At 71.3% G+C, this 21,978-nt stretch carries 13 protein-coding genes; 9 read left to right on the forward strand and 4 right to left on the reverse strand.

Annotation, left to right across the window (positions count from 1 at the left end):
• Positions 1-64: 64 nt before the first annotated feature.
• The 7 genes from VIS07_06025 (at position 65) to VIS07_06055 (ending at position 10,291) form a co-directional block, all read left to right on the forward strand.
• Positions 65-1,474, forward strand: coding sequence for an OB-fold domain-containing protein (locus VIS07_06025; GenBank protein ID HEY8515049.1), 1,410 nt, complete (start codon positions 65-67; stop codon positions 1,472-1,474).
• A 13-nt stretch (positions 1,475-1,487) separates the two neighbouring features.
• Positions 1,488-2,621 (forward strand): acyl-CoA dehydrogenase family protein, encoded by a 1,134-nt coding sequence (locus VIS07_06030; GenBank protein HEY8515050.1) that lies wholly within the window; start codon positions 1,488-1,490, stop codon positions 2,619-2,621.
• Positions 2,585-3,112: a VUT family protein gene (locus VIS07_06035; protein HEY8515051.1), complete on the forward strand. Its 528-nt coding sequence runs from the start codon at positions 2,585-2,587 to the stop codon at positions 3,110-3,112. The genes VIS07_06030 and VIS07_06035 overlap by 37 nt, the downstream gene beginning before the upstream one ends.
• Positions 3,113-3,200: 88 nt before the next feature.
• Complete coding sequence (acs, locus tag VIS07_06040; GenBank protein ID HEY8515052.1) at positions 3,201-5,159, forward strand: acetate--CoA ligase; 1,959 nt, start codon at positions 3,201-3,203, stop codon at positions 5,157-5,159.
• A gap of 139 nt (positions 5,160-5,298) precedes the next feature.
• Positions 5,299-6,315: an HlyD family efflux transporter periplasmic adaptor subunit gene (locus VIS07_06045; protein ID HEY8515053.1), complete on the forward strand. Its 1,017-nt coding sequence runs from the start codon at positions 5,299-5,301 to the stop codon at positions 6,313-6,315.
• Positions 6,312-9,167, forward strand: coding sequence for a ribosome-associated ATPase/putative transporter RbbA (rbbA, locus tag VIS07_06050; protein ID HEY8515054.1), 2,856 nt, complete (start codon positions 6,312-6,314; stop codon positions 9,165-9,167). The genes VIS07_06045 and rbbA overlap by 4 nt, the downstream gene beginning before the upstream one ends.
• 2 nt (positions 9,168-9,169) lie before the next feature.
• The gene (locus VIS07_06055; protein HEY8515055.1) at positions 9,170-10,291 is read left to right on the forward strand and encodes an ABC transporter permease; all 1,122 of its coding nucleotides are present in this window, start codon (positions 9,170-9,172) and stop codon (positions 10,289-10,291) included.
• A gap of 72 nt (positions 10,292-10,363) precedes the next feature.
• Here VIS07_06055 and VIS07_06060 read toward each other — a convergent pair whose 3' ends face one another.
• Entirely contained in the window at positions 10,364-10,807 is a 444-nt protein-coding gene (locus VIS07_06060) for a DUF3175 domain-containing protein (protein ID HEY8515056.1), read from the reverse strand.
• Between the two features lie 166 nt (positions 10,808-10,973).
• Between VIS07_06060 and cysS the strand changes: the two genes are divergently transcribed.
• Positions 10,974-12,407 carry a cysteine--tRNA ligase gene (gene cysS / locus VIS07_06065; GenBank protein ID HEY8515057.1) on the forward strand — a complete coding sequence of 478 codons (1,434 nt, stop codon included), beginning with the start codon at positions 10,974-10,976 and terminating at the stop codon, positions 12,405-12,407.
• Positions 12,408-12,862: 455 nt separating this feature from the next.
• Here the strand turns inward: cysS and VIS07_06070 are convergent, their stop codons facing one another.
• Positions 12,863-13,765, reverse strand: a complete 903-nt coding sequence (locus tag VIS07_06070; protein HEY8515058.1) for an SDR family NAD(P)-dependent oxidoreductase — start codon at positions 13,763-13,765, stop codon at positions 12,863-12,865.
• A 164-nt stretch (positions 13,766-13,929) separates the two neighbouring features.
• Between VIS07_06070 and VIS07_06075 the strand changes: the two genes are divergently transcribed.
• A complete protein-coding gene (locus VIS07_06075; protein HEY8515059.1) occupies positions 13,930-15,420 on the forward strand; it encodes a PilT/PilU family type 4a pilus ATPase in 1,491 nt (496 codons plus the stop codon).
• A 6-nt stretch (positions 15,421-15,426) separates the two neighbouring features.
• Here VIS07_06075 and VIS07_06080 read toward each other — a convergent pair whose 3' ends face one another.
• The gene (locus tag VIS07_06080) at positions 15,427-18,240 is read right to left on the reverse strand and encodes a response regulator (protein ID HEY8515060.1); all 2,814 of its coding nucleotides are present in this window, start codon (positions 18,238-18,240) and stop codon (positions 15,427-15,429) included.
• A 220-nt stretch (positions 18,241-18,460) separates the two neighbouring features.
• Positions 18,461-21,790, reverse strand: coding sequence for a hypothetical protein (locus VIS07_06085; protein ID HEY8515061.1), 3,330 nt, complete (start codon positions 21,788-21,790; stop codon positions 18,461-18,463).
• Between the last annotated feature and the right edge of the window lie 188 nt (positions 21,791-21,978).

Genomic DNA, 21,978 nt, shown 5'->3' on the forward strand with positions numbered 1-21,978 from the left:
GGAGTCCCCGCCCGGGCAGGTTCTGCCCGAAAAAGCTCTGTCTCCACGCTCCCGCATGACGACGATGGGCTCGATTGGCATCTCCGCGCACGGCGCCTACGTTCCGAAGGCGCGGCTGCCGCGCGAGCTGATCGCGGGCGAGTGGGGCGGCTTCTCGATGGGCGGCGAGAAGGCGGTCGCGAGCCACGACGAGGACAGCCTGACGCTCGCCGTCGGCGCGGCGCTGAACTGCTTCGCTGCGGGCGAGGTCCCCGACCTCGACGGCGTGCTGTTCGCCTCGACCACGTCGCCGTACCGCGAGAAGCAGGTGGCGGCGACGCTCGCCGCGGTGCTCGACTGCCGCGAGGAGATCCGCACGGCCGACGTCACCGACTCGCTGCGCGCCGCGACGACGGCGCTGCTCGCCGCGATCGACCAGGTGAAGGCGGGCGCGCGCAAGGTGCTGGTCGCTGCCGGCGACTGCCGCACGCCCGAGCCGGACTCGATGAACGAGCAGTCGAACGGCGACGGCGGCGCCGCGGTGGTGGTCGGGCGCGACGACGTGCTCGCCGAGATCGTCGAGACCGTGAGCCTGTCCGACGAGTTCCTCGGCAGCTTCCGCACCGACGAGCAGGCGTACGTCAAGAGCTTTCCCGGCTTCGACCTGAAGCTCGGCTACGGGCGCCAGCTCGCGGCGGTGCTGCAGGCGATCCTCGCCAAGACCAAGATCGAGCCCGCGGCGCTGTCCTCGGTCGTCATCGCCGGGCCCAACCCGCGCGCGCCGCAAGGCGTCGCGAAAGGCTTCGGCCTCGACGCGAAGAAGCAGCTCGCCGACACCCTGTGGGGAACGATCGGCGACGTCGGCTGCGCGCAGCCGCTGCTGCTGCTGTCGGCGACGCTCGAGCAGGCGAAGCCGGGCGACCAGATCCTCGTCGTCGGCGTCGGCGACGGCGCCGACGCGATCCTGCTGCGCGCGACCGACGGCGTGTCGCGCTTCCGTCCGCAGCGCGGCGTCGCCGAGCAGATCGAGGTCAAGCGCACGCTTCCGTCGTACGGCAAGTACCTGCGCTTCCGCCGGCTGCTGAAGAAGGACGCGCCGGCGCAGACGCAGTCGACGCCGGTCGTGCTGTTCCGCGACCGCAAGACGCTGCTGCCGCTCTACGGCGGGCGCTGCAAGGCCTGCGGCACGGTGCAGTACCCGCCGCACCGCGTCTGCATCGAGTGCTCGGACCGCAGCGGGCTCGAGCCCGTCAAGCTCAAACGGACCGGCAAGGTGTTCACCTTCGTCGTCGACCACGTCGCCGAGTCACCCGACGGTCCGGTCGTGAGCGCGGTCATCGACCTCGACGGCGGCGGCCGCGTGCTGATGGAGCTCACCGACTGCTCGCCCGACGAGATCGAGATCGACATGCCCGTGGAGCTCACGTTTCGCCGCTACCACGACGGCTTCGGTATGAAGAACTACTTCTGGAAGGCGCGCCCGCGCGTTCCATAGGAGACGTACCCGCATGGACTTTGGCTTCAGCGAAGACCAGGAGATGCTCCGCCAGTCGGCGAAGGACTTCCTCGCCAAGGAGTGCCCGATGACGCTCGTCCGCAAGATGATGGACGACGAGTCCGGGCACTCGCCGGAGCTGTGGAAGAAGATGGCGGAGCTGGGCTGGCAGGGCCTGATCCTTCCCGAGCAGTACGGCGGCGCGGGGCTCGACTTCGTCGACCTCGTCGTGGTGCTCGAGGAGATGGGGCGCGTCGTGCTGCCCGGACCGTTCCTGTCGACGGCGGTCTACGCGGGGTTCACGCTGCTCGACGCCGGCAGCGAGGAGCAGAAGCAGAAGTACCTGCCCCGCATCGCGTCGGGTGACCTGCTCGCCACCGTGGCGCTGCTCGAGCCCTCGGGACGCTGGGACGCGGAGGGCATCGCCGCGACCGCGACCGCGACCAGCGGCGGCTACCGCCTCGACGGCACGAAGCTCTTCGTCCCCGACGGGCACATCGCCGAGCTGATCATCGTCGCCGCGCGCAAGCCCGGCACCGCGGGCAAGGACGGCGTGAGCCTCTTCTGCGTCGACGCGAACGCGTCCGGCGTCAAGCGCACGCCGCTCAAGACGATGGACCAGACGCGCAAGCTCGCCGAGGTCGTCCTGACGGGCGTCGAGGTCGGCAAGGACGCGCTCGTCGGCAAGGAAGGCGAGGGCTGGAAGACGATCGAGCGCCTCTCGGACCGCGGCAAGGTCGCGCTCTGCGCCGAGGCGTGCGGCGGCGCCCAGCAGGTGCTCGACATGTCGGTCGCCTACGCCAAGGTGCGCGAGCAGTTCGGCAAGCCGATCGGCTCGTTCCAGGCGATCCAGCACAAGTGCGCCAACATGATGGTGCAGGTCGAGAGCTCGAAGTCGGCGACGTACTACGCGGCCTGGGCGGTCGCGAACGACGTGCCGGAGGCGCCGCTCGCGGCGGCGATGGCGAAGGCCTACTGCTCCGACGCCTACCGCACGGTCGCCGGCGAGGGCATCCAGATCCACGGCGGCATCGGCTTCACCTGGGAGCACGACATGCACATCTACTTCAAGCGTGCGAAGAGCTCCGAGGTGACGTTCGGCGACGCGACGTGGAATCGCGAGATCGTCGCGCAGCACATCCTCTGAACTGGGGACCGCGTGCGCGCACGGCGATCCCGTACGTCGGGATCGTCGTCGCGCTCAACGTCGGGTTCAGCCTCTACCCCGAGCACGACTGGTTCTGGTCGTTGCTGGTCGGCAGCGTGCTCGTGCTGCGCGACTACGCGCAGCGGGTCTGGGGACACGCCTGCCTGCTGCTGATGGGGCTCGCGGCGGTGCTGTCCTACGCGCTCGGGTCGCCGGAGGTGGCGCTCGCCAGCGCGACCGCGTTCGCGGTCAGCGAGACCGTCGACTGGCTCGTCTACACCGTGACGGAGCGACCGTTCGCGGACCGCGTGCTGCTGTCGACGGGGGCGAGCGCGCCGGTCGACACCGTGGTGTTCCTCGTCCTCGCCCACCTCTTCAGCTGGGACCTGCTCGCCATCGGGGTCGCGAGCAAGTGGACGGCGGGCATCGTCGTCTGGAGCGTGCTGCGCGGGGGGCGCAGCCAGGGGCGGTACGAGGCCGCGGCCTGCTGACGCGGCGCTTCGTCGCCCGCGCAGGACGCGCTTGACCGGGTCCGCCGGCTTCGTGAGAGTTGCCGGACGTGCCATCAGCGAGGGAGCCATGAGCGAAGCCAAGACCGTGATCGAGTCCGTCCTCAAGGAGGACCGCAAGTTCCCGCCGCCCGAGGCGTTCGCGCGCGAGGCGCACGTCAAGTCGTTCGCCGACTACGAGAAGATGTACGCGGCGGCGGAGAAGGACCCCGAGGGCTTCTGGGCGGGGATCGCGAGCTCGCAGCTCGACTGGTTCGAGCCGTGGACCAAGGTGCTCGACTGGCAGCCGCCGTTCGCCAAGTGGTTCGTCGGCGCCAAGATCAACGCCACCTACAACTGCCTCGACCGGCACCTCGGCACCTGGCGTCGCAACAAGGCCGCGCTGATCTGGGAGGGCGAGCCGGGCGACTCGCGGACGCTCACCTACCAGCAGCTCCACCACGAGGTCTGCCAGGCGGCGAACGTGCTGAAGGCGCTCGGCGTCAAGGCGGGCGACCGCGTCGGCCTCTACATGCCGCTGATCCCCGAGCTCGCGATCGCGATGCTCGCGTGCGCGCGCATCGGTGCGACGCACTCGATCGTCTTCGGCGGCTTCTCCGCCGAGGCGGTGCGCGACCGCATGAACGACGCGCAGGCCAAGGTGGTGATCACCGCCGACGGCGGCTGGCGGCGCGGCTCGATCGTGCCGCTCAAGGCGAACGTCGACGCGGCGCTGACGGGCTGTCCGTCGGTCGAGACCGTGCTGGTCGTGCGCCGCACGGGCGAGAACGTTCCGATGGCGCCGGGCCGCGACCGCTGGTGGCACGAGGAGATGGCGCGCGCGTCGGCGAAGTGCGAGCCCGAGCCGCTCGACTCCGAGCAGCCGCTGTTCATCCTCTACACGAGCGGTACGACCGGCAAGCCGAAGGGCGTCGTGCACACGACGGGCGGATACTTGACGCACGTCACCTACAGCACGAAGCTCGTCTTCGACCTCAAGGACACCGACACCTACTGGTGCACCGCCGACATCGGCTGGGTGACCGGGCACAGCTACCTGGTGTACGGCCCGCTCGCGAACGGCGCGACGACCATCATGTACGAGGGCGCGCCGAACCATCCGCGTCCCGACCGCATCTGGGAGATCGTCGAGAAGTACGCGGTGACGATCCTCTACACGGCGCCGACGCTGATCCGCTCCGTCGTCAAGTGGGGCGAGGAGTGGCCCGCGAAGCACGACCTCTCGTCGCTGCGTCTGCTCGGCACGGTCGGCGAGCCGATCAATCCCGAAGCGTGGATGTGGTACCACGAGAAGATCGGCGGCGGCCGCTGCCCGATCGTCGACACCTGGTGGCAGACCGAGACCGGCGGCATCATGATCTCGCCGCTGCCCGGCGCGACGCCGACCAAGCCCGGCTCCGGCACGCTGCCGCTGCCCGGCATCTTCCCCGACGTCGTCGACCGCGAGGGCAAGAGCGTCGGCAAGAACCAGGGCGGGCTGCTGGTGATCCGCAAGCCCTGGCCCGGCATGCTGCGCACCGTCTACGGCGACCCCGAGCGCTACGTCAAGCAATACTGGAGCGAGATCCCGGGCAACTACTTCACCGGTGACGGCGCCCGCCGCGACGACGACGGCTACTACTGGGTGATGGGCCGCATCGACGACGTGGTGAACGTCGCCGGGCACCGCCTCGGCACGATGGAGGTCGAGAGCGCGCTGGTGTCGCACCGCGCGGTCGCGGAAGCGGCGGTGGTCGACCGCCCCGACCCGGTGAAGGGCCAGGCGCTCGCCGCCTTCGTCACCCTCGAGGGCAACTACCAGCCCTCGGAGGGGCTCAAGAACGAGCTGCGCGAGCACGTCGCGAAGGAGATCGGCGCGTTCGCCAAGCCCGACGACATCCGCTTCACCGACGCGCTGCCGAAGACCCGCAGCGGCAAGATCATGCGCAGACTCTTGCGCGACATCGCGAGCGGCAAGGAGAGCGTCGGCGACACCACCACGCTCGAGGACCTGAGCGTGCTCGCAAGGCTGCGCGAGTCCGAAGAGTAGGCGCCTGCGCGTTGCCGCACCGGGACGGAGGCGATACCGTGCGCTCGATGCGCGAGCGTGAGCCCGAGCCCGGGTGGTGTCCGAGTCCTTCGTGAGCAGGACCTGGCTGCGGAGGATCGCGCTCCTCGTCGTCGTCGTCCTGGGGATCTGGGGTCTCGTGCGCGTCGTGCGGCCGGCGCGGCTGCCCGACGGCATCGCGTCGAGCAACGGCCGGATCGAAGCGACCGAGATCGACATCGCGACCAAGATCGCCGGCCGCATCGAGGCGATCTTCGTCGACGAGGGCGATTACGTCTCGGCGGGTCAGGTGCTGGCGAAGATGGACACCGCGACCCTCGAGGCGCAGCTCCGCCAGGCCAAGGCCCAGCTCCAGCAGGCGATCGTCGCCGTCGAGACCGCGGAGAGCATCGTCGCGCAGCGGCAGGCGGAGAAGAACGCCGCCCTCGCGCTGATCGCGCAGCGTCAGGCCGAGCTCGAGGCGGCGCGCAAGAACTTCGAGCGCATCGACGCGCTCGCGAAGAGCCGCGTGAGCTCGCGCGAGGAGCTCGACGAGGTTCGCGCCCGCTACGAGGGTGCGCGCGCCGCGGTCAGCGCCGCCGAGGCGCAGTCCGCCGCCGCCGACGCCGCGATCGGCGTGGCGCAGTCGAACGTCATCCAGGCGCGCGCCGAGGTGGAAGCGGTGCAGGCGACGATCCAGCGCATCCAGGCGGACATCGAGGACAGCACGCTGCGCTCGCCGCGCGACGGCCGCGTGCAGTACCGCGTCGCCGAGCCGGGCGAGGTGCTCGCGGCGGGCGGCCGCGTGCTGAACCTCGTCGATCTGACCGACGTCTACATGACCTTCTTCCTGCCGACCGCCGCGGCGGGGCGCGTCGCGATCGGCTCGGAGGTGCGGATCGTCCTCGACGCGATCCCGCAGTACGTGATCCCGGCGAAGGCGACGTTCGTCTCGGACGTCGCGCAGTTCACGCCGAAGACGGTCGAGACGGAAGAGGAGCGACAGAAGCTCACCTTCCGCGTCAAGGCAAAGATCCCGCCGGAGCTGCTCAGGAAGTACGTCGAGCACGTGAAGACCGGCGTCCCGGGCATGGCCTACGTCCGGCTCGATCCGAACGTCGAGTGGCCGCCCGAGCTCGCCGTCCGGCTTCCGGGATGAGCGCGACGCCGCCGAGCCGCGCCACCGGCGACGGCCCGGAGCGCGGGGCGGACGCGGCGGTCGCGCGGCTCCGCGGCGTCTCGCTCGCGTACAAGACGGCCCACGCGCTGCGCGACGTCGACCTCGATCTGCCCGCCGGCGTCATGGTCGGGCTGATCGGTCCCGACGGCGTCGGCAAGTCGAGCCTGCTGTCGCTGGTCGCGGGCGCGCGCGCGATCCAGAGCGGCAGCGTCGAGGTGCTGGGCGGCGACATCGCCGACCCCGCGCACCGCGCCAGGGTGCAGCCGCGCATCGCCTACATGCCGCAGGGTCTCGGCAAGAACCTCTACCCGACGCTCTCGGTCTACGAGAACATCGACTTCTTCGGACGCCTCTTCGGGCACGACCGCGCCGAGCGCGAGCGCCGCATCGCGGCGCTGACGAAGAGCACCGGGCTCGCGCCGTTCGTCGACCGTCCCGCCGGCAAGCTCTCGGGCGGCATGAAGCAGAAGCTCGGGCTGTGCTGCGCGCTGATCCACGATCCCGATCTGCTGGTCCTCGACGAGCCGACGACCGGCGTGGATCCGCTCTCGCGCCGCCAGTTCTGGGAGCTGATCGACGACATCCGCGCGCGCCGTCCGGGGATGAGCGTGGTGGTCGCGACGGCGTACATGGAGGAAGCGGAGCGCTTCGACTGGCTCGTCGCGATGAACGCGGGACGCGTGCTCGCGACCGGCACGCCCGCCGAGATCCTCGCGCGCACCGGAGCCGACTCGCTCGAGGACGCCTTCATCGCGCTGCTTCCGGAGGATCTGCGGCGCAGCCACGTCGCGGTCCGCATCCCGCCGCGGAGCGCGGCGACGACCGAGGTCGCGATCGAGGCGCACGGCTTGACCAAGCGCTTCGGCGACTTCGTCGCCGTCGACCGGGTGAGCTTCCGCATCGAGCGCGGCGAGATCTTCGGCTTCCTGGGCTCGAACGGCTGCGGCAAGACGACGACGATGAAGATGCTGACCGGTCTCCTGCCGGCGAGCGAGGGCAGCGCGTCGCTCTTCGGACGGGAGGTCGACGCGCGCGACCTCGAGACGCGCCGGCGGGTCGGCTACATGACGCAGTCGTTCTCGCTCTACTCCGAGCTCACCGTCCGGCAGAACCTCGTCCTGCACGCGCGTCTGTTCGAGATGCCGGAGAGCGAGATCGGGCCGCGCGTCGCCGAGATGGCGCGCCGCTTCGACCTCGAGGGCATCCTCGACGAGCTCGCGAGCTCGCTGCCGCTCGGCCAGCGTCAGCGTCTCTCGCTCGCCGTCGCGACGGTGCACCGCCCGGAGATGCTGATCCTCGACGAGCCGACCTCCGGCGTCGATCCGATCGCGCGCGACCTTTTCTGGCAGTCGCTGATCGATCTGTCGCGCAACGACGGGGTGACGATCTTCCTCTCGACGCACTTCATGAACGAGGCCGAGCGCTGCGACCGGATCTCGCTGATGCACGCCGGGCGCGTGCTGATCAGCGACACCCCGGCGGCGATCGTCGAGCGCTACGGCGCGGCGACGCTCGAGGACGCGTTCATCCGCGTGCTCGAGGAGGCGGCGGAGGAGGGCGGCACGAAGGACGACGTCGCCGGGGAGCCGGCGGAAGCAGAGGCGGAGGCGCCGTCCGCCGCCGCGACGGAGACGGCGCTGCCGGCGTCGGCGTCCGCTGCTCCGACCGAGATGGCAGCGCCGTCGTCCGCGCACGCGCGCCCGCGACGCTTCGATCTGCGGCGCGCGCTGAGCTACGCGCGGCGCGAGTCGCTCGAGCTGCGTCGCGACCCGATCCGCCTCACGCTCGCGGGGCTTGGCAGCGTCCTGCTGCTCTTCATCATGGGCTACGGGATCAGCCTCGACGTCGAGGAGCTGACCTTCGCCGTCCTCGACCGCGACCAGACGGGCACGAGCCGCGAGTACGTCTGGAACCTCGCCGGCTCGCGCTACTTCATCGAGCAGCCGCCGCTCGCCGACTACGACGACCTCGACCGGCGCATGCGCTCCGGTCGGCTCGCGCTCGCGATCGAGATCCCGCCGAACTTCGCGCGCGACCTCGCGCGCGGACGGCGCGTCGAGATCGGCGCCTGGATCGACGGCGCAATGCCGATGCGCGCAGAGACGGTGCGCAGCTACGTCGAGTCGATGCACGCGCTCTGGCTCGCGCGGCGCGCGGCGCAGGCGTCGAGCGTCGCCGGGAACGACCTCGCGACGATCGAGATCCGCTTCCGCTACAACCCGAACGTCGAGAGCATCGTCGCGATGGTGCCCGCGGTGATCCCGCTGCTCCTGATGCTGATCCCGGCGATGCTCGCGGCGCTCAGCGTCGTGCGCGAGAAGGAGCTCGGCTCGATCGTCAACTTCTACGTCACGCCGACCCGCCCGCTCGAGTTCCTGCTCGGCAAGCAGGCGCCCTACGTCGTGATGGGGGTGCTGAACTTCCTGCTCCTCGCGCTGCTCGCGGTGACCGCCTTCGGCGTGCCGCTGAAGGGCAGCTTCCTCGCGCTTTTCGTCGCGACCTTCCTCTACGTCTCCGCGGCGACGGCGATCGGCCTCCTCATCTCGTGCTTCATGCGCAGCCAGATCGCGGCGATCTTCGGCACCGCGATCCTGACCATCCTCCCCGCGGCGGAGTTCTCCGGGATGATGGATCCGGTGTCGTCGCTCGAGGGCGCGGGAGCGTTCATCGGCCGGATCTACCCCACGACCCACTACTTGACGATCTCGCGCGGCGTCTTCTCGAAGGCGCTCGGCTTCGGCGAGCTCGAGAGCTCCTTCGTCCCGCTGCTCGTCGCGACGCCCCTCGTGCTCGGGCTCAGCGCCGTGTTCCTGAAGAAGCAGGAGAGCTGAGCATGCGCTCGGGGCACATCTTTCATCTCGGCGTCAAGGAGATCCGGAGCCTGCTCCGCGACCCGATCCTGCTCGTCCTGATCGTCTGGGCGTTCACCTTCTCGATCTACGTCGCCTCGACGGCGGCGCCGGAGACGCTGACCAAGGCGCCGATCGCGATCGTCGACGAGGACGGCTCGCCGCTCTCCGAGCGGATCATCAGCGCGTTCTATCCGCCGTACTTCCTGCCGCCGGTGCAGATCGGTCCCGCGGAGATGGACGCGCGCATGGACGAGGGCCTCGACACGTTCGCGCTCGACATCCCGCCGAACTTCCAGCGCGACGTGCTCGCGGGACGCTCGCCGGCGATCCAGCTCAACGTCGACGCGACGCGGATGAGCCAGGCGTTCACCGGCAGCGCGTACGTCCAGGCGATCGTGCTCGGCGAGATCCGAGCGTTCCTGCAGGGGGTCCGCACGGAGCCGGAGACGCCGGTCGGCCTCGCGATCCGCGCCCGCTTCAACCCGGAGCTCAACAAGCGCTGGTTCGGGGCGATCATCGAGCTCGTCAATCAGGTGACGATGCTGTCGATCATCTTGACGGGCGCCGCCCTGATCCGCGAGCGCGAGCACGGGACGATCGAGCACCTGCTCGCGATGCCGGTGACGCCCTTCGAGATCATGACGGCGAAGGTCTGGTCGATGGCGCTCGTCGTCCTGATCGCGTGCACCGGCTCGCTCTTCGCGGTGGTGCAGGGGCTGCTCGAGGTGCCGATCGAGGGCTCGATCCCGCTCTTCCTGCTCGGCGTCGCGTTCAACCTCTTCGCCACGACCTCGATGGGCATCTTTCTCGGCACGATCGCGCGCTCGATGCCGCAGCTCGGCTTGCTGACGATCCTCGTGCTGCTGCCGCTCGAGCTGCTCTCCGGCGGGGCGACGCCGCGCGAGAGCATGCCCGAGATCGTGCAGACGATCATGCTCGCCGCGCCGACGACGCACTTCGTGCTGCTGTCGCAGGCGATCCTCTACCGTGCCGGCGGCCTCGACGTCGCCTGGCCGCAGTTCGCGGCGCTGGCCGCGATCGGCGGCGTCCTGTTCACGATCGCGGCGCTGCGCTTCCGCAGCACGATCGGGACGATGGCCTAGACGGACGGCCATCGATCGACGGGGCTCGACGACGCCCTGGACGAGCCCGGCGATCGTGCCCGAGCCGACGCCCTACGCGCGCCGGCGCGCCGCGCCCGGCTCGCGTCCGAACAGGCGCCGCAGCTCGTCCTTCGCCCGCTCGAGCACGCGCCGCTGCCGCGCCTCGACGTTCCGCCCGGCGCGGTTCAGGTAGAAGGTCAGCATCGACATCGCCGAGCGGTACGGGTCGGACTTGCGGCGCGTGCTCCGCCTTGCGGAGCGCTCGAGCGAGCGCGCGACGGCCTTCGGATCGCGCAGCTTGAAGACGCCGGGCTCGAGGTCGAGCGCGTTGCTCGAGCGCGTGACGCCGGCCGACCAGCGGCGCGGACCGTTGCCGCGCTCGGCCGTCGTCGCCGCGCGTCCGCTCGCTCGTTGCGCGCCGCGCCGGGCGCGGGACGCCGCACGGGGCTTGTCCTTCGCCCGGCCGCGTGCGGTCGCGCGCTCGCGCGCGCTCCGCTTCTTCGCTGGGGTCGCCATCCGCTCACCTCCTGTCCGTTCGCCGTCGGTCGGCGGATCAGCAAGACGCCTGCCGGCGCGGAAGGCGCGGCGACGCGAGCGCCCGGTCGGGCCGCCGCAACCGGGCGTTGCAACGACGTTGCATTCGTGTCTCGCCCGTCGCGGCATCCCGTGGTACCCAAACCGGATGCCTCCGGGTTCCCCGATCTCGCTTTACAACACGCTCACGCGCCGCATCGAGCCGCTCACGACGCGCGAGCCCGGCCACGTCCGCATGTACGTCTGCGGCGTGACGGTGTACGACCTCGCGCACGTCGGGCACGCTCGGGTCTACGTCCTGTTCGACGTCGTGATGCGCTACCTCGAGGCGCAGGGGCTGCGCGTCACCTACGTGCGCAACTTCACCGACGTCGACGACCGCATCATCGAGCGCGCCAACGCGACCGGCGTCAGCGCCGCGCAGCTCGGCGCCGAGATGTGCGAGGCGTTCTCCGCCGACATCGCGGCGCTCGGCTGCCGCAAACCGAGCTTCGAGCCCCGCGCGACGCTGCACATCGAGGACATGATCGCGCTCATCCAGCGCCTCGAGGAGCGTGGCATCGCCTACCGCGCGCAGGGCGACGTCTACTTCGACGTCACCGCGTTTCCGTCGTACGGCAAGCTCTCGCACCGCAAGCTCGAGGACCTGATGGCGGGCGCCCGCGTCGAGGTCGGCGAGCACAAGCGCAATCCCGGCGACTTCGCGCTCTGGAAGGCGGCGAAGCCGGGCGAGCCGTCGTGGGACAGCCCGTTCGGACCCGGCCGTCCCGGCTGGCACATCGAGTGCTCCGCGATGAGCACGCGCTACCTCGGCCAGCCGTTCGACCTGCACGGCGGCGGCGAGGACCTGGTCTTCCCGCACCACGAGAACGAGATCGCGCAATCCGAGGCCGCCTACGACAAGCCGTTCGCGACGCACTGGGTGCACGTCTCGTTCTTGCGCCGCGGCTCCGAGAAGATGGCGAAGTCGCTCGGCAACTTCGTCACCATCCGCGACGCGCTGACCCGCCACCCGGCGGACGCGCTGCGCCTGTTCCTGCTGCAGACGCACTACCGAAGCCCGATGGACTTCTCGGAGGAGGGCGTCGCCGAGGCGCGCAGCGCGGTGGTGCGCATGTACGAGACGCTCGCGCGCTGCGACGCGGCGGGCGGGAACGTCGCGACCGACGTCGCCGAGGCGCAGGCGTGCGCGACCGAGTTCCGCGCCGCGCTCGCCGACGACCTCAACACCCCGCGCGCCGTCGCCGCGCTGCACGAGGGGGTACGGGCCGCGAACCGCCTGCTCGACGCCGGCAAGGCCGCCGAGGCGCGCGCGGTCGCGGCCGCGCTGCGCGAGGCGGGCGCGCTGTTCGGCATCCTGCAGCTGCCGCCCGAGGAGACGCTCGCCGCGTGGCGCGGCGCTCAGGCCGCGGCCGCCGGGCTGTCCGACGCCGAGATCGAGGCGCTGATCGCCGAGCGCAACGCGGCGCGCAAGGCGCGCGACTTCAAGACCGCCGACGCGATCCGCGACCGTCTGACGAGCGCGGGGATCGACCTCAAGGATCGCCCGGACGGCACGACGACCTGGTCGCTGCGGCGCTAGGTCTGGCGCGTTCGCGTCGCGACGGCGGCAGCGGGGGCGGCCGCCGCCGTCGCGACGCAGACACCCTGCTCGGGAAGCTCGAGCCCCCCGCAGTCGAACGCACCGATCGCGCCCGCCGTCGTCGCCACCGTGTCGTAGCAGCCGCCCGACGCGATCTGGCAGCAGAGCGGCAGCGGATCGATCGGCTCGTCGACGCACGAGCCGGGGACGCGGCAATCGAGCTCGTCGCCCTCGAAGCACGGCGCCTCGCCCTCGCAGTGGCCGGAGTATCCGCTCCCGGCGATCAGGAGGCAGAGCTTCGATCCGTAGAAGCACTGGCCGGTACCGGGCGGCTCGCAGCTCTCGCCATTTTCCGATCGACGATGCCGTCGCCGCAGACGCTCGGACGGCAGCCCTCGCTCGGCAGGCAGGCGTAGTCGAGGTGCGCGAAGCGCGACGTGCAGGCGTCGCCGTCTCTACATGTACGTTGGCTGGCGCGGGTTCGTGCCGAAGAGCTCGTCCTTGCGGGCGAGGATCTCCTCGGCGCCGAGCGCCTCGCCCTGCTTCTCGATCTTCCCCGCGACGTGCCAGCCGCGAACCAGCGTCACCTCTCCGCCCCAGACGATGAAGCCCTGGCCGTTGATGTCGCCCGCCGCCTCGCTGGCGAGCGCGACGACGAGCTGCGCGGGCCAGGCCGGATGGAAGGCATCGAAGCCCGACTCGGGCTTCGCGAACATCGAGCCGTTCGGCATCGACTCCGTCATGCGCGTGCGCGCGCGCGGCGCGATGAAGTTCGAGGTCACGCCGTACTTGCCCATCTCGCGCGCGATGCTGATGGTCAGCGCTGCGATCGCGGCCTTCGCCATCGCGTAGTTGCTGTTGCCCGCCGAGCCGAGGAGGCCGGCCTCCGACGCCGTGTTGATGATCCGCCCGTAGACGGCGCCGCCGCTCTTCGCGATCTCGCGCCAGCGCGCGCAGGCGTGGCGCGTCATCGCGAAGTGGCCCTTGCAGTGCACGCGGAGGACGAGGTCGAACTCCTCCTCGGTCATGTTGAAGCTCATCCGGTCGCGCAGCACGCCCGCGTTGTTGACCAGGACGTCGAGCTTGCCCCAGGTGTCGTACGCCTGCTCGATCGTGCGCCGCGCGCCGTCCCAGCTCGCGACGTCCTCGTAGTTCGCGACCGCGTGGCCGCCGGCGCTCTGGATCTCCCGCACCACCTCGTCCGCCGGCGAGCGGTCGGCGCCGTCGCCCGCGAGCGACGTCCCGACGTCGTTGACGACGACGCGCGCGCCCGCCGCCGCGAGCGCGAGCGCCTCCTCGCGCCCGAGGCCGCGGCCGGCGCCGGTGACGATCGCGACCTTTCCGTCGAGGAGCGGCATGGCGGCCTCCATAGCCCAGGAGCGCTGGCGAAGGCGAGCACCCGAGGGCTTCCGGCGGCCTCGGGACGTCGCCCGGCGCGGACGGGACGCGCGCCGTCCATGGATGCCGACGCGAGGCCGCGTGCCGCGTGGCGCGGCGGTGGCACGTCGCGCGGATCTCCGGGATGATGCAGCGCATGGCCGCGGTCGACGGACTTCTGAATCTGCTGGTCGCGCAGGGCGCCGACACGCTGACGCTCGTCGAGGGCAAGGCGCCCGAGCTGACGCGCGGCGGCGAGCTCAAGCCGCTGTCGATGCCGCCGCTCGGCGCCGAGCTGCTGCAGCGCTTCATCGCCGAGCTGCGCGCGACCGGAACGAGCGATCGCTACGTGTTCGCCGGCAAGAGCGGCACCGTCGAGTTCGAGGTCGAGATCGAGGAGCCGCACCGGATGGTGTTCCGGCGCGCCGACGTGGGGCAGGGCGTGGCCGCAGCGGCGGCGACGGCGACGCCGGCGTCCAGCGCCACGCTCGCTCCTGGCGCCGGTCGCACGACGCCCGCGGCGTTCGCGGCGGCCGGGACGATGGCTTCGCCCGCCGCCCCGCCGCCGGCCGCCGCCGACCCGCTCGCGACCGCGCGCTTCGTCGAGCTCGTCACCCGCGCCGTCGTCGCCGAGGCGACCGACCTCTTCGTGTCGAGCGCGACCGACGCGCGGATGCGCGTCTCGGGCGAGCTGCACGAGCTGCCGGCCTCGCGCTTCGACGAGGCGTCGCTGCTCGCGCTCTTCGCGCTCGACGACGCGCAGCGGGCGCGCCTCGACGCGCACGGCAGCGTCGACATCGGGCTGCACGTCGAGGGGCACAAGCTGCGGGTCAACGTGTTCCGGCACCGCGGCGGGCTCGCGGCGGCGATCCGGCCGCTGCGCCGCATCCGCTCGCTCGCCGAGCTCGGCCTGCCGCCCGATCTCGCGACGCTGAGCGAGCTCTCCGACGGCCTCGTGCTGTTCGTCGGCCCGACCGGCTCCGGCAAGTCGTCGACGCTCGCCGCGCTGCTGCAGCACCTCAACGAGACGCGCTCGCGCCACGTCGTGACCATCGAGGATCCGGTCGAGTTCGAGTACGTCGGCCAGCGCTGCCTCTTCCACCAGCGCGAGGTCGGGCGCGACGTCGAGAGCTTCGCGGCCGGTCTGCGCGCGGCGATGCGCGAGAGCCCGGACGTCATCCTGGTCGGCGAGATGCGCGACGCCGAGACCTTCGCCGCGGCGCTGACCGCGGCGGAGACCGGGCACCTGGTCTTCTCGACGTTGCACTCGGGCAGCGCCGCGATGGCCGTCGACCGCATCATCGACGCCTTTCCGCCGCACCAGCAGGACCAGGTGCGCGGTCAGCTCGCGGGCGCGCTGCGTGCGATCGTCACCCAGGTGCTGCTGCCGGGCATGCAGCCCGGCCGGCTCGTCCCGGCGCTCGAGCGGCTGCACGTCACGCACGCCGTCGCACACAAGATTCGTGAGGGACGCGGTCACCAGATCGGCGACGACATCCAGACCGGTCGCGGCGACGGCATGGTGACGCTCGAGGCGTCGCTCGCCGACCTCGTGCGACGCTCGCAGATCACGCTCGCGACCGCGCGCAGCGCGGCGCGCAAGCCCGAGCTGCTGCGCGAGCTGCTGCAGCAGTAGGGCGCGTCAGGCCGAAAGCTCGCGCGGCTCGCGCGGTCCGAGCCAGCGATCGAGGACGACCTTCAGCTCGTCGGGCCGCACCGGCTTCGCGACGTGGTCGTCCATGCCCGCCGCGAGGCAGGCCTCGCGGTCGCCCTCCATGATGCTCGCGGTCATCGCGATGATCGGCGTGTGGCGGCCGGAGGTCTCGCGCGCGCGGATCGCGAGCGCCGCCTCGAGGCCGTCCATCTCGGGCATCTGCCAGTCCATCAGCACCGCGTCGTAGCGGCCGTCGCCCATCGCCTCGACCGCCGCACGGCCGGTCGACACGGCGTCGGCGTCGCAGCCCAGGCGCTCGAGGATGCGCAGCGCGACGCGGACGTTCATCGGATTGTCCTCGGCGACCAGGATGCGCGGCCGTGACCGGCGCTGCGCGCCGTTGCGGCGCGGCGCGGCGAGCCGCGGCAGGCGCGCGTCCGACGCGCCGTTTCTCTGCTTCGTCGTCTCGAGGACGTTCTCGAGGCAGGCGACGAGCTTCTGCTCGCGCACCGGCTTGACGAGGCAGGCGGCGATGCCGGCGCGCTCGGCCTCCGTCGCCCAGCGGCTGTCGTTGACCGCGGTGAGCATCACGAGCGGCATCGAGCACAGCATCGGATCCGCCTTGATCTTGCGGGCGAGCGCGATGCCGTCCATGCCGGGCATGACCAGGTCGAGGATCGCGATGTCGTACGGCGTGCCGTGCGCCGCCGCGCGCCGCAGGAGCTGCAGCGCGAGCTGGCCGTTCTCGACCGCCGAGGGCTCCATGCCGTGCGCCGCGAGCCGCGAGGTGAGCCAGACGCGGATCGTCGCGCTGTCGTCGACGATCAGCACGCGCGCGCGCACGGGCTGCGCTTCGTCCGCGTCGGCCGCGGTCGCCACCTGTCCGAGCCGCGCGGTGAACCAGAAGGTGCTGCCCTTGCCGAGCTCGCTCGTGACGCCGATCTCGCCGCCCATCAGCTCGACGAGCTGACGCGAGATGGTGAGGCCGAGGCCGGTGCCGCCGTACTTGCGGGTCGTCGACTGGTCGCCCTGGCGGAAGGGCTCGAACAGGCTCGGCACCGCTTCGGGCGCGATGCCGATGCCGGTGTCGACCACCGTGACGCGCACGACCACGGTGTCGCGGCTCGTCTCCTCGAGCGTGCAGCGCACGACGACCTCGCCCGCCTCGGTGAACTTGACGGCGTTGCCGACCAGGTTGGTCACCACCTGGCGGAAGCGCACCGGATCGCCGCGCACGACGCGCGGCACGGCGTCGTCGACGAACGCCGCGAGCTCGATGCCGCCCGCAGCCGCCTTCTCGGCGAGCAGCGCGAGCACGCTGTCGAACACCTCGCGGATCTCGAAGTCGACCGCCTCGAGCGAGAGCTTGTGCGCCTCGATCTTCGAGAAGTCGAGGATGTCGTTGATGATCGTCAGCAGGCCCTCGGCGGAGCTGCTGATCGTCTGCGCGAACTCGCGCTGCTCCTCGGTGAGGTCGGTGTCGAGCAGCAGGTGCGCGAAGCCGATGATGCCGTTCATCGGCGTGCGCAGCTCGTGGCTCATGTTGGCGACGAACTCGATCTTGGCGCGGCTCGCGCGCTCGGCCGCGTCGCGCGCGGAGCGCAGCTCCTCCTCGAGCGCCTTCTTCTCGGTGATGTCGCGCACCGAGCCCGCCATGCGCACCGGCACGCCGTTCTCGTCCCAGATCGCCTGGCCGCGCGAGTGGAACCAGCGGTAGCTGCCGTCGCGCGTGCGCACGCGGTACTCGACGTCGTACGGCACGTGCTCCGCCAGGTGGCGCCGGATGGTCTCGACGACGCGCGCCTGATCCTCGGGGTGGATGTGCGCGCCGAAGGTGCCGAAGGTCTGGTCCGTCGTGTCCGCCGGGTAGCCGAGCAGCTCGCGGTAGCGCGGCGAGTAGTACTGCACGCCGGTCTGGAGGTCGTGGTCCCAGATGCCGATGTCCGAGCCGCGCACGGCGAGCTCGTAGCGTTCCTCGCTCGCGCGCAGGTCGCGCTCGGCGCGACGCCGCTCGGCGGCGAACGCCGCGAAGAGCTGCGCGGGGATCGCGAGCACCGCGAGGAAGGCGGGTAGCCAGGTCGCCGCGAGCGCCTCCCCGGACGGCGCCACCGCGACGAGACCGTCGAGCCCGCCGAAGCCGAACGCGCTTCGCGCCGCGGCGCGCAGCGCGATCACCAGCACGACGAGCGCGGCGACGAACGGCCCGAGCCGCGCGGCCGCCCACACGCCGAGCGGTAGCAGCACGAACGGCGGCATCAGCGCCGGCCCGCGCGACAGCGGCAGCGCGACGCTCGCCGCGACGACCGTCACCAGCAGCAGCGCGAGCGACTCGAGCAGCTCGGCGCGCCGCCGCGGCCGCGTCTCCCAGGCGAGGACGCAGGGCGCGACGATCACGATGCCGAGCAGGTCGCGGGTCCACCAGGCGAGGAGCTGTGGCGCGAGCGCGACCACGTGCGATCCCACCGCCACGACGAGCGCGCGCAGCAGCGCGCCGGCGCCCGCCGCCGCGACCGCCACGGCGAGCAGCATGCGAACGTCATGGACGCGCTCGAGGCGGATTCCGTCCGGGCACCAGCGTCGCACGAGGAGCGCGCCGACGAGCGCGGCGCACGCGGGTGCGCAGGCGAAGCACACGATCGCGCTCGGCGCGAGGCCGTGCGCGATCCCGAGCGCGACGCCGACCAGCACGCCGATCGCGAGCCGTCGCGCCCACGCGCGCGTCTCGCTGCACGCCAGCACGGCCAAGAGCAGCCCCGTCGCCGGCCCAGGCGCGACCACGTCCGCGCCGGGCGGCGACGACATCCGACCGATCTCCAGCGCGAGGACGAGCGCTGCAGCAAAGCCCAGGTCGTCTGTCGTGGATGTTCGACGGAACGAAGAGAAGAGGGCGCGAGGGTGCCGAAGGAGCGTCATGGGAACCCACGACGCACATCGGCCAAGGGAGGGTCGACGCTTGAGTCAGGGCGCGTCAAACCCGGAAAGGACGTGGTGCGGGCACGCGGCCCGCACCACGTCCGTCAGGTCAGAAGTCGACCAGCGTCGGGGTCTCGACGAGGAAGGCTCGCGAAGCCGACCCCACACCCGGCAGCGGCGGACACGTCTGCGGCGCTGGCGTTTGCGGAGCACCGACGAACTTGCTCGTCGTGTCGAACTTCGCCGTCGAGGGTGGGTTGCCGGTCGCCTTGGCGGGAGCCGAGGCGCAGAGCTGCACCAGCTCGCCGAGCTGGAAGCGCACCGCGACCTCGTTCTGCGGCGCGTTGGCGAGCGACAGGAGCTGCTCGCCCTGGCCGTTCAGCGCGAGCGTCTTGGCGTTGAGGTTCACCGAGCGGATCGGTCCGTCGACGCCCTTCGGATCGCGGTAGACGTAGCGCGTGGCGTTCTTGCCGATCGCGCGCCAGCGCGCCGCCGGCAGGTTCACCGTGATCACGTCGCCGGTGCCGTCGGCGCGATAGAGGATGAGCTTCGCGCCGTGCAGCGTCGGGTCGCCGATGCTGCCCGCGCCGGGCAGGACGACGCCGCTCGGCGTCTGCCCCTTCGGCGCCGAGCGGAAGCGGATCTTGCGCTTGCGCGCATCGAACGGCGGCACCGGATCGTCGGTCAGCGTCAGGGCTGCGGTCCGGATGCCGCTCGTGCCGACCGCGCCGGGGAAGTCGAGCGGGTCGGCCGGGTTCGTGCCGGCGTCGAGCTCGTCGCGATCGTAGAAACCGTCGAGGTCGCGATCGAGGCCGATGCGCTCGCCCGAGCCGCGCGGCACGCAGGTCCAGGTCACCTCCTGACCCGGCTCGACCGCCATCGCGCGCAGCTGCGCATCGGTGAGCGTCGGATCGTCTGCGCGGTCGAGCTGGAAGGTGCCGTCGGGCAGCCGCAGGCCGCCGCGCGGCTCGCCCGCGATCGTCGTGTGGACGACCAGGTCGCAGTCGCCGGCCGCGGCGCGCTGGTTGAGCAGGGTGATGCGGTTGGTCACCGTGGCGTTGTTCACCGCGCTCGACAGCGTCACCTGCTGGCCGACGATCGGCTTCAGGTTCGAGTCGAAGGCCAGGGTGAAGGCCTCGAGGTTGCGCCGCTCCGTCGTGCTCAGGTCGAACACGGCCGCGCCGAGGAAGTTGAAGACGGTGTCGACGGCGCCGTCGTGCAGGAAGCCGAAGCCGCGGACCTGCGGTCCGAGGTGCGGGCTCGGCGCGATGCCGAACATGCCGACCTTCTGGTACGCGTTGCGCAGGTGGGCGACCTTGAACATCTGCGGCTCGCCCTCGAAGGTGCCGAAGCCGTCGGTGCCGAAGAAGCCGGTGTTCACCGAGAAGCTGCCGTCAGGCGTCGGGTTCACGTTCGGGTCGAGCGTGTGGCAGCCGTTGCAGTTGAACAGCACGTCGGTGACGCGCCCGAAGTAGGTGTTGCGACCGGCCTGCTGCTGCGCGGTGAGCGAGTTGTCGAGGTTGCGGATCGGGTTCGGCGGGTAGGTCACCGTCAGGATGAAGTCCGCGAACGCGCGCATGTCGCTCGCCGAGAGCTCGGAGGTGCGGCCGATCAGGCCGACGAACGCGGGATTGAACTTCTCGAACGCGCGGATCTCGTTGAACGGACCGGAATCCGGGTCGTTGCCGCCCGTGCGGTCGCCGCGCCAGTGCATCGAGCCGTGGTTCGCCATGCCGCGCAGGCTCTGCGTCGTCATGGGACCCTTGAGCGGGTGGAAGTCCTTCGGGATGCCGAGCGGGCCGATGCGGAACGGCAGCGGGTTGTTGAGCACGACGTCGTCCGGGTTGCCGAGGTCCCAGGCGAGGCTGTCGAAGTCGGCGAAGATGTGGCAGCTCGAGCACGACGCCTCGCCGTTGCTCGAGGTGAACGACGCGTCGTAGAGCAGCGGGCGGCCGTTGACGATCACCGGCGGCTCGGGGTTGTAGAGCGCCACCGTGTCGACCTCGGTGTTGCTCGCGAGGTCGACGATCGCGATCGAGTTGTCGAAGCGCGTCAGCACGTACAGGCGGTTGCGCGCCTCGTCGAGCACGAGCCCGGTCGGACCGCCGCCGGCGAGCTGGATGTGGCTCGCGGCGTTCGGCGTGAAGGAGTCGTTCTCGAGCGCCGCCGTGTCGAACACGCCGATCTTGCTCGAGCCGAACGCGGCGACGTAGAGCTTCGAGCCGTCGGACGTCACCGCCATGCCGAGCGGCGTGGCGAGGCTGTGCTGCGCGGTCGACGGTGACGCCGGCCGCACGTCGTAGTCGATGTGCTTGTTCAGGTGGCGCGGCAGCACGTTCGAGCCGTCGATCACCGTGATGCGCGCCTCGTGCAGGTGGCCCTGCACGGTCGTGCTGGTGAGGCCCGGGCCCTCGAAGCGGACCTCGTTCCGCGCGTCGGTGTTGCTCACGTAGACCTTCCCGGTCACCGGGTTGGTCACCATGTTGAAGAGGATCGTGCCGACGTGCGGGAAGCTCTGCGTCTCCGCGGGCAGCGCCGCCGAGGCGTTGATCGCGAAGACGTCGAGGTCGGGCAGGTCGAAGCGCACCGACTGCGTCCAGTCGCGGCCGATGTTGTCCTCCCAGCGGCCGTTCGCGCGGTTGTACTTGAGAATCAGGCCGGTCTCCGGGCCGGGGACGCCGTTCGCGTCGACGTTCGGCGCCGGCAGACCGCCCGGCGCCTGGCCGGCGTCCGTGAAGCACGGACCCGCCGCCGCGCCGCCGTCACACACGAGCTGCTCGAGGATCGCGGTCGTCTGGTTGCCGGAGTGGAAGACCGCCGCGTAGACGGTGCTGCCGTCGGCGCTGCGTGCGAGCGCGCGCGGCGTGTCGCCGAAGAGCACGATGTTGGTGAGCGGCGTGCCGTTGAGGCTCGCGCCGAGGTTGTTCGCGTCCCACACCTGCACGACGGCGCGGCCGATGCCCTCGGTGGTGAGCTCGGCGGGCACCGGGCAGTTCTGGCCGCGACGCGCGGTGGTGACGAAGGCGCGGTTGTTGCCCGGGCCGGCGAAGACGATGTCGCGCGGCTCGTCGCAGGTCGCGAGCGTGCGCGTCACGCGCGGCGGCGTCGAGCCGACGTCGACGATGCTCACCGAGTCGGAGAGGTGGTTGACCACCCACACCTCGGTGTTCGAGCGGGCCGCGACGGCGATCGGCTCCATGCCGACCTTCACCGAGCCCACGTGCGTCAGACCGCCCGCGTCGATGTCGAAGATCTCGAGACGGTTGTCGGGCGTGTTGATCGCGAACAGCCGCGAGCCGTCGGGTGACATCGCGAGCGGTCGCACCTGACCGGTCTCGAAGTTGACGAAGGTGGCCGCTCGCGTCGGCGCGGCGGTGAGCGCGACGGCGAGCGACGCGATCAGCGCGACGGCGGTGCGCGCGGGGGTGGACCAAGTCATGGGGATCCCTCCTTGGGCTACCGGATGAAGGTGCTACCGGCGCAAATCGGACCGCGGCAGGATGCACGAGGTGCGGGGTAGTGCGCAAGGCATCGAGCAGTGGTCCGTGTGCGAACGGTCCATTCGGGGGTGTGAGCGGGCTGCCGGTTCCCGCGGTCCCCGTCGTGTGGAACTTTGCTACGGCGTCC

The sequence above is a fragment of the Candidatus Binatia bacterium genome, from assembly GCA_036563615.1.
Taxonomy (GTDB): domain Bacteria; phylum Desulfobacterota; class Binatia; order UBA12015; family UBA12015; genus DATCMB01.

Excerpts from the sequence above, each read along its gene's own strand:
- VIS07_06025 (HEY8515049.1), top strand. The coding sequence starts at position 65 with ATGGGCTCGATTGGCATCTCCGCGCACGGCGCCTACGTTCCGAAGGCG.
- VIS07_06030 (HEY8515050.1), top strand. The coding sequence starts at position 1,488 with ATGGACTTTGGCTTCAGCGAAGACCAGGAGATGCTCCGCCAGTCGGCG.
- acs (HEY8515052.1), top strand. The coding sequence starts at position 3,201 with ATGAGCGAAGCCAAGACCGTGATCGAGTCCGTCCTCAAGGAGGACCGC.
- rbbA (HEY8515054.1), top strand. The coding sequence starts at position 6,312 with ATGAGCGCGACGCCGCCGAGCCGCGCCACCGGCGACGGCCCGGAGCGC.
- VIS07_06055 (HEY8515055.1), top strand. The coding sequence starts at position 9,170 with ATGCGCTCGGGGCACATCTTTCATCTCGGCGTCAAGGAGATCCGGAGC.
- VIS07_06060 (HEY8515056.1), bottom strand. The coding sequence starts at position 10,807 with ATGGCGACCCCAGCGAAGAAGCGGAGCGCGCGCGAGCGCGCGACCGCA.
- cysS (HEY8515057.1), top strand. The coding sequence starts at position 10,974 with ATGCCTCCGGGTTCCCCGATCTCGCTTTACAACACGCTCACGCGCCGC.
- VIS07_06070 (HEY8515058.1), bottom strand. The coding sequence starts at position 13,765 with ATGCCGCTCCTCGACGGAAAGGTCGCGATCGTCACCGGCGCCGGCCGC.
- VIS07_06075 (HEY8515059.1), top strand. The coding sequence starts at position 13,930 with ATGATGCAGCGCATGGCCGCGGTCGACGGACTTCTGAATCTGCTGGTC.
- VIS07_06080 (HEY8515060.1), bottom strand. The coding sequence starts at position 18,240 with ATGTCGTCGCCGCCCGGCGCGGACGTGGTCGCGCCTGGGCCGGCGACG.
- VIS07_06085 (HEY8515061.1), bottom strand. The coding sequence starts at position 21,790 with ATGACTTGGTCCACCCCCGCGCGCACCGCCGTCGCGCTGATCGCGTCG.